This window comes from Patulibacter medicamentivorans, assembly GCF_000240225.1.
GTDB lineage: Bacteria > Actinomycetota > Thermoleophilia > Solirubrobacterales > Solirubrobacteraceae > Patulibacter > Patulibacter medicamentivorans.
The window spans coordinates 22,586-29,800 of sequence record NZ_AGUD01000252.1 but is presented as its reverse complement, the minus strand read 5'-3'; the positions used below and the strand labels follow the sequence as shown (position 1 = coordinate 29,800).

The window sequence follows — 7,215 nt, the reverse complement described above, 5'->3', positions numbered from 1 at the left end:
GCGCCGCCGGGAAGCGGCTACTCCTACTCCGGCGGCGGCTACAGCCTGCTGCAGTACGCGATCGAGCGCCGCTCGCGGCTGCCGTTCGCCGCCTGGGCGGCGCGCACGACGCTGCGGCCGCTGGCGATGGGCGACAGCCGCTTCGGCTGGCCGGCCCCGCGTCCCGGTCGCGACACCGCCCCGCGGGACCGCGCCGGGCGCCGCCGCGCCACGGCCCACGACATCGACGGACGGCCGCTCGGCGCCCTGCGCTACCCCGAGCTGGCCGCGGCCGGCCTGGCGACGTCGGCGCGCGACCTCGGCCGCTTCCTGCTGGCCGTCCTGCGCGATCCGTCGGGGATGGAGCGCCCGCAGCCGGCGACCGACGGCCACTACGGTCTCGGGCTCGAGATCCGCCGCCTGCGCGACGACGACGTCCTGCTGTGGCACGAGGGCGTCAACCGCGGCTGGCACGCGCGGCTGCTGCTGCTCCCCCGCCACCGGCTCGGGATCGCGATCCTGACCAACGGCGACGGCGGCGGCGCGGTCGCCGACGCGGTCGAGCGGCTCGTCGTCCGCTGAGCGGCCGGAGGACCGGTTCAGCGGGCGGCGGTCGCGGGCGCCGCGGCGATCGCTGCCGCCGGCGCGGCGGCCTTCGCGGCGGGCGTCGCCGAGGGCCCGTGCGCCGACGGTCCCAGCACGCTCGCGGCCACGACGCCGAGTCCGATGATCGTGCGCCGGGCGATGGTCCTGACGCGCGGCTTGGCCAGCAGCGGGACCCGGGCCTCGAGCCACATCCGCATCCCGCTGGCGCCCGCGACCGCCGTCATCGCTCCGGCTGCGCACTGCATGCACACGCCGCACAGTGAAGCAGGCCGCGGCGACGACGGGCCCACCAGGCGGCGAAGCCTGGCGGGCCCGGGGTCGGAACGGTCGGGCCGGCTACTTCAGCTCGGCCGAGCTCTTGCCCAGCAGGTTGCGCGCGATGATCAGCAGCTGGATCTGCTGGGTGCCCTCGAAGATGTCGAGGATCTTCGCGTCGCGGGCCCACTTCTCCAGCAGCTCGTCCTCGCCGTAGCCGGCGGCGCCGCACAGCTCGACGCACTTGAGCGCGATCTCGGTCGCGCCGCGGCCGGCCTTGGCCTTCGCCATCGAGGCGTTGACCGAGTTCGGCTTGCGGTTGTCGGCCATCCAGGCGGCCTCCAGCGTCAGCAGCCGGAACGCCTCGTAGTCGGACTCCAGCCGCAGCAGCTCGGCCGCCGCGCCGATCTGCAGGTGCGCGGGCTTGTCGTAGTCGATCTCGACGCCGGCCTCCTTCAGCAGCTCGAAGGTCCGCTCGAGCGAGGCCTTCGCGACGCCGACCGCCATCGCGGCGACCATCGGGCGGGTGTTGTCGAACGTCTGCATGACGCCGGCGAAGCCCTTCTTGACCTCGACCTCCGGCGTCCCGAGCAGGTTCTCCTTCGGGATCCGGCAGTCGACCAGCGCGAACTGGGCGGTGTCGGACCCGCGGATGCCGAGCTTGTGCTCCAGCCGCACCAGCTCGAGGCCGGGGTTGTCGCGCGGGACGATGAACGACTTGATCGCCGCGCGCCCGAGGCTCGGGTCGACCGACGCCCAGACCACCACGACGTCGCAGCGCTCGCCCGACGTGACGAAGATCTTCGTGCCGTTGAGGACGTACTCGCCGGTCTCCTCGTCGAGGATCGCGGTCGTCTTGACGGCGGCCGAGTCGGAGCCGAAGTGCGGCTCCGTGATCGCCATCGACGCCCACTTGTCGCCGAAGCGCGCCATCTGCTCGTCGTCGGCGACGGCGGCGATCGCGGCGTTGCCCAGCCCCTGGCCGGGCATCGTCAGGACGAACGACGTGTCGCCCCAGCAGGCCTCGGCGACCGACAGCACGGTCGAGATGTTGCCGCCGTTGACGTTGCCGGTCTGCTGCTTGTTCGAGCGGCCGCCGGAGGCGCTGACGCCGCCGGAGGGATCGCCCTCGTTCATGCCCTCGAGCAGGGCGCGGAGGGTGTCCAGCTCCTTGGGGTAGGTGTGCTCGGCCCGGTCGTACTTGCGCGAGATCGGGCGGAACATCTCGGTCGAGACCTGGCGGGTCATGTCGACCAGGCCCTGGAACTTCTTGGGGTTCTCGAGATTGATCATCAGCTCTGTCCTTCCGCTCAGACGAGCAGGGTGCCCTCGACGATGCCCGCGGCCCGCAGATCGCGGTACCAGCGCTCGACCGGGTGGTCCTTGACGTATCCGTGGCCGCCCAGCAGCTGCACGCCCTGGGAGCCGATCTGCATGCCCTTGTCGGCCGTCAGGCGACGGGCCAGGGCGGCCTCGCGGGCGAAGCTCGCCGCGCGGTCGGCGCGGCTGGCGGCGCGGTAGGTGACGAGCCGCAGGCCCTCGGTCTCGATCGCGATGTTGGAGACGGCGAAGGCGACGGCCTGGCGGTGGCTGATCGGCTCGCCGAACGCGACCCGCTCGTTGACGTAGGGGATCACGTAGTCGAGGACCGCCTTGCTGGTGCCGGCGGCGAGCGCCGACCAGGCGATCCGCCCGAGGGCGATCGCCTCGCGGTAGACCTCCGGCTTGGCGCCGCCGAGCAGCGCGCCGGCCGGCAGCTTGACGTCCTCGAGCACCAGCTTCGCCGTCGACGCGGCCCGCAGGCCCATCGCCGGGTCGGCCTCGGTCGAGATGCCGGCGGTCTTCGACTCGACGATGAAGAACGCGGGCGTGCCGTTGCCGTTGCCGCCGGCGCCCTCGAGCTGGGCGGCGACCACGAACAGCTCGGCCTCGGCCGCGCGCGGGACCAGCGACTTGACGCCGTTGAGCACGAAGCCGTCGGCCGTCCGGCGAGCGGTCGTCCGCAGCGCGAACGGGTCGAACAGCGGCCGCGGCTCCTGGATCGCCAGCGCGGCGACCGGGACGTCCTCGCCGACGAACGCCGGCAGGTAGGTCGCCTGCTGGTCGGCGTCGCCCCAGAGGCCGAGCGCGGTCGAGACCGCGGCCGGGGCGAGCGCGGCGACCGCGATCCCCATGTCGCCGTGGGAGAGCGCCTCGGCGATCAGCACCGAGGTCACGGCCGAGCGCTCCTCGACGGCGCCGCCGAGCTCCTCCGGCACGCCGAGCGTGGCCAGGCCGAGTTCGGCCGCCGACGCCAGCAGCGCGTCCGGCGTCTTGTCGTCGTGGTCGGCCTGCTCGGCGACCGGGCGGATCTCCGCGGCGGCGAACTCGCGCGCGGCGTCCTGCAGCATCTGCTGCTCGTCGGTCGGCGTCAGGTCGAACAGCGCCGCGCTCTTCGAGGCGGTCTCCGGCTTCAGGCGGCCCGGATCGGCGCGCTTCTGGGTCGCGGCGAACGTCCGCCCGACCCGACCGGCGGTCCGGAAGCTGGTCGCCGACGCGCGCTTGAGGGCTCGGTTGGCCGGCTCGCGCAGGCCGAGCCGGTCGACCACGTCGAGACCCGCCAAGCGGGTCAGCGCGCGGATGCCGTAGGCCATTCCTCGTTCAGTGACGGTCATGTGTAGGGAGAGTGGTTGCCTTCCGCGCGGACGCGGTCGAGGTGGACGGCCGCCCGTCCGCGCACCGGATCTCCGGTGTCGCGGCGGGCATCGACCGACGAATTCCTACCCAGGGTAGCAGCGGAGCGGGCGGCCACGCGGCCCCAGCTTGACGGGCCCGTAGGCGGGCATCGCCCCGTCCTCCACGACGAACCGGCCGCTCATGGACCGGAACGTGCCATCCGGCGGCCCCGGACCGGCGCCCCACCGCGCCGGCCGTGACGTTCCGGTCGCTGAGCGACCGCTTCGTCACCGGCGCCCGCCGCGCCTCAGGCCTCGGAGTCGGCGGCGCCCTGCGCGACCGCCGGCGGACAGCGCGGGACGAGTCGCCCCGGACGCACGACCGCCCGCCCCCGCGCTCGGCGGGGACGGGCGGTGGCTGCGGAGCGGCGAGCGCTCCGGCGATGCCTCGTGGCGACCGCTCGGCGGCCGCCGCGGGGCGCGCGGATCAGGCCGCGAAGCGCTCCGCGACCTTGCCCCAGTCGACGACGTTCCAGAACGCCTTCAGGTAGTCGGGGCGGCGGTTCTGGTAGTTCAGGTAGTAGGCGTGCTCCCAGACGTCGTTGCCCAGCAGCGGCGTCTTGCCCTCGGCCAGCGGGGTGTCCTGGTTCGGGGTCGAGATGATCTCGAGCCCCGAGTCGCCCTTGACGAGCCACGCCCAGCCGGAGCCGAAGCGGGCGACGCCGGCGGCCTCGAACTGCTCCTTGAAGGCGTCGAAGCTGCCGAAGGCGGAGTCGATCGCCGCGGCCAGGTCGCCCTCCGGCGTCTGGACGCCGCCGCCCTGCAGCGACTCCCAGAAGAGCGTGTGGTTGAAGTGGCCGCCACCGTTGTTGCGAACCGGGCCCTGCTTGTCGGCCGGCAGCGCGCCGAGGTTGGAGACGATCTCCTCGATCGACTTGTCGGCCCACTCGCTGCCGTCGACCGCGGCGTTCAGCTTGTCGACGTAGGCCTGGTGGTGCTTGTCGTGATGGATCTCCATCGTCTTCGCGTCGATGTGGGGCTCGAGCGCGTCGAAGGCGTAGGGCAGCGGGGGCACGGTGAAGGCCATGAGGAGCTCCTCGGAGATGGGTCTGGCGCGCCGCCCTCGAGGCCGCGGTGGGCGGTCGGACGGCGTGCCGTTCGGGATCGAACTGCACTAGTAAACGTAGTACGAACTGTCTATATTTGTCAAACCGATCGTGAACGGCCGAACCGACACCCCCGCGGCGCGCACCACCCACTCGGCCCTGGACGAGCTGCCTGCCTCGCGGCGCGCGCTCCTGGTCGCCCTCCGCAAGCAGGGCGAGTCCGGCGCCGACGCGCTCGCGACGACCCTCGGCGTGACCCCGAGCGCGATCCGCCAGCAGCTGCGGGGGCTGGTCGCCGCCGGGCTCGTCGCCCACCGCGACGAGCGCCCCGGTCCCGGTCGTCCCCGCCGGCTCTACCGGCTCGGGCCGGCCGCCGACGGGCTCTTCCCGAAGACCTACGGCGAGCTGACCGTCGAGCTGCTCGACTACGTCCGCGACGAGGATCCCGAGCTGGTCGGGCGGCTCTTCGAGCGCCGCCGCCGGGCACGGGTCGTGCGGGCGGGCGCGCGGCTGGCCGGGCGCCCGTTCGACGAGCGGGTCGCCGAGCTGGCGCGGATCCTCGACGAGGACGGCTACCTGGCCGACTTCGAGCGGACCGACGACGGCGGCTACCGGGTGACCGAGCACAACTGCGCGATCCTGGCGGTCGCCAGCGACCACGGCCACGCCTGCTCGAGCGAGATCAGCTTCCTGCGCGAGGCGATGCCCGACGCCGACATCCGCCGGGTCTCCCACATCATCAGCGGCTCGCACGCCTGCGTCTACGAGCTGCGAGAGCGGCCCGCCGGCGAGCCCGATCACCCCGAGCGGGACGTCGGGCCGAGCGCGCTGCCGCCGCGGGGGTGAGCCTCGGCGAGGTCTTCCTCGCCGACCATGTCGATTTCTCCCGGTGCTCTCCGTCGTAGGGGTAGAGGCGCCGATGACCGACCGATCGCGCAGGGGTGCGATGAGTTTCGGGCGCGGGCCTGGTCGAACCACGCAGAAGCCCGAGACTCCAGGAGCCCCACACCATGTCCCCGCAGATCCACAACGACCGACAGCGCTGGCTCGCCCTCTACGTGCTGTGCGCCGGCGTGCTGATGATCGTCCTCGACGCGACGATCGTGAACGTCGCCCTGCCCTCGATGAAGGACGACCTGGGCTTCTCCGACGGCAGCCTCTCGTGGGTCGTCAACGCCTACCTGATCGCGTTCGGCGGCCTGCTGCTGCTCGCCGGCCGGCTCGGCGACCTGTTCGGCCAGCGCCGGATCTTCCTGATCGGCCTGACCGCCTTCACCGCCTCGTCGCTGCTCTGCGCGCTGGCCCAGAACCAGGGCATGCTGATCGGCGCGCGCTTCGTGCAGGGCGTCTCCGGTGCGCTCGCCTCGGCGGTGGTGCTGGGGATGATCGTGACGATGTTCCCGGAGCCCAAGGAGCAGGCCAAGGCGATCGGCGTCTACGGCTTCGTCGCCTCGGCCGGCGGCTCGATCGGCCTGCTCGCCGGCGGCGTCCTGACCCAGGCAATCAGCTGGCACTGGATCTTCTTCATCAACGTGCCGATCGGCGTCGCGACCGTCGTGCTCGCCCGCCGGCTCGTGGCCGACGCGCCCGGGCTCGGGGTCAAGGCCGGCGCCGACATCCCGGGCGCCGCGCTGCTGACCGGCGGCCTGATGGTCGGCGTCTACGCGATCGTCGGGATCGAGCGCCACGGCGCCGGGTCGCCGCAGACGCTCGGGTTCGGCGCCCTCTCGATCGCGCTGATCACCGCCTTCCTCGTCCGCCAGGGACGGATCGCCAACCCGCTGATGCCGCTGCGGCTGTTCCGCTCGCGCAACGTCGTCGGCGCCAACGTCGTGATGGCGCTGCTCGTGGTCGGGATGTTCGCGATGTTCTTCCTCGGCGCCCTCTACATGCAGCAGGTGCTCGGCTACGACGCGCTCGGGGTCGGCCTGGCCTTCCTGCCCTCGACGATCGTGATGGGCGCGATGTCGCTGCGGGGAGCCGCCCGGTTCACGATCCGCTTCGGCGCCAAGACCGCGCTGATCACCAGCCTGGTCGCGATCATGGTCGGCCTGCTGCTGTTCTCCCAGACGCCGACCGACGGCCGCTACGTCGTCGACATCCTGCCTGCGATGACCTTCATCGGCTTCGGCGCCGGCCTCAGCTTCCCGCCGCTGATGACGCTGGCGATGTCCGGTGCGACGCCGAGCGACTCGGGGCTGGCCTCGGGCCTGATCAACACCACGGTCCAGGTCGGCGGGGCGATCGGCCTGGCCGTCCTGGCGACGCTGGCCAGCGAGCGCACCCACGGCCTGCGCGCCGACGGCGAGGTCACGAACGTGGCGCTGAACTCCGGCTACCACCTGGCCTACCTGGTGGGCGCCGGATTCGCCGCCGCGGCGATCGTCTTCGCGGTGGTCGTGCTGCGCTCCGCGCCGGTCGGCGACGAGCAGGCGGTCTCGGCGGCCGACGAGCCCCACGGCGCCGCCGTCGAGGTCTCGCAGGCCAGCGGCGACCCCGCCGGGCTCCCGGCCTACTCCGAGGCGTAGGGCCCGGGTCGGGCCGCCGGTGGGCCGCTGGATCCCACGATCGGCTCCGGGCGGCGGGGCGGATCGTGGGGCGCCGCGGCGGCGAGC

General features: G+C 73.1%; 7 protein-coding genes. 3 read left to right on the top strand and 4 right to left on the bottom strand.

The window, feature by feature from the left end; all coding sequences use genetic code 11:
• On the top strand, positions 1-561 hold a 561-nt coding region (locus tag PAI11_RS17915), incomplete at its 5' end, for a serine hydrolase (protein ID WP_040600834.1).
• A 17-nt stretch (positions 562-578) separates the two neighbouring features.
• On the opposite strand, the gene PAI11_RS17910 is transcribed toward PAI11_RS17915, so the two are convergent.
• The 4 genes from PAI11_RS17910 to PAI11_RS17895 all read right to left on the bottom strand — a co-directional run bounded on the left by PAI11_RS17910 (position 579) and on the right by PAI11_RS17895 (position 4,581).
• Positions 579-830, bottom strand: a complete 252-nt coding sequence (locus PAI11_RS17910; protein WP_138974402.1) for a hypothetical protein — start codon at positions 828-830, stop codon at positions 579-581.
• 91 nt (positions 831-921) lie between these two features.
• Complete coding sequence (locus PAI11_RS17905) at positions 922-2,133, bottom strand: acyl-CoA dehydrogenase family protein (RefSeq protein WP_007577372.1); 1,212 nt, start codon at positions 2,131-2,133, stop codon at positions 922-924.
• 17 nt (positions 2,134-2,150) lie between these two features.
• The gene (locus tag PAI11_RS17900) at positions 2,151-3,473 is read right to left on the bottom strand and encodes an acyl-CoA dehydrogenase family protein (RefSeq protein ID WP_007577371.1); all 1,323 of its coding nucleotides are present in this window, start codon (positions 3,471-3,473) and stop codon (positions 2,151-2,153) included.
• A gap of 508 nt (positions 3,474-3,981) precedes the next feature.
• Complete coding sequence (locus tag PAI11_RS17895; protein ID WP_007577370.1) at positions 3,982-4,581, bottom strand: superoxide dismutase; 600 nt, start codon at positions 4,579-4,581, stop codon at positions 3,982-3,984.
• Between the two features lie 130 nt (positions 4,582-4,711).
• Between PAI11_RS17895 and PAI11_RS17890 the strand changes: the two genes are divergently transcribed.
• Positions 4,712-5,446, top strand: coding sequence for a helix-turn-helix transcriptional regulator (locus PAI11_RS17890; protein WP_007577368.1), 735 nt, complete (start codon positions 4,712-4,714; stop codon positions 5,444-5,446).
• Positions 5,447-5,610: 164 nt separating this feature from the next.
• Positions 5,611-7,128, top strand: a complete 1,518-nt coding sequence (locus PAI11_RS17885) for a DHA2 family efflux MFS transporter permease subunit (protein ID WP_007577366.1) — start codon at positions 5,611-5,613, stop codon at positions 7,126-7,128.
• Positions 7,129-7,215 lie beyond the last annotated feature (87 nt).

Excerpts from the sequence above, each read along its gene's own strand:
- PAI11_RS17910 (WP_138974402.1), bottom strand. The coding sequence starts at position 830 with ATGCAGTGCGCAGCCGGAGCGATGACGGCGGTCGCGGGCGCCAGCGGG.
- PAI11_RS17905 (WP_007577372.1), bottom strand. The coding sequence starts at position 2,133 with ATGATCAATCTCGAGAACCCCAAGAAGTTCCAGGGCCTGGTCGACATG.
- PAI11_RS17900 (WP_007577371.1), bottom strand. The coding sequence starts at position 3,473 with ATGGCCTACGGCATCCGCGCGCTGACCCGCTTGGCGGGTCTCGACGTG.
- PAI11_RS17895 (WP_007577370.1), bottom strand. The coding sequence starts at position 4,581 with ATGGCCTTCACCGTGCCCCCGCTGCCCTACGCCTTCGACGCGCTCGAG.
- PAI11_RS17885 (WP_007577366.1), top strand. The coding sequence starts at position 5,611 with ATGTCCCCGCAGATCCACAACGACCGACAGCGCTGGCTCGCCCTCTAC.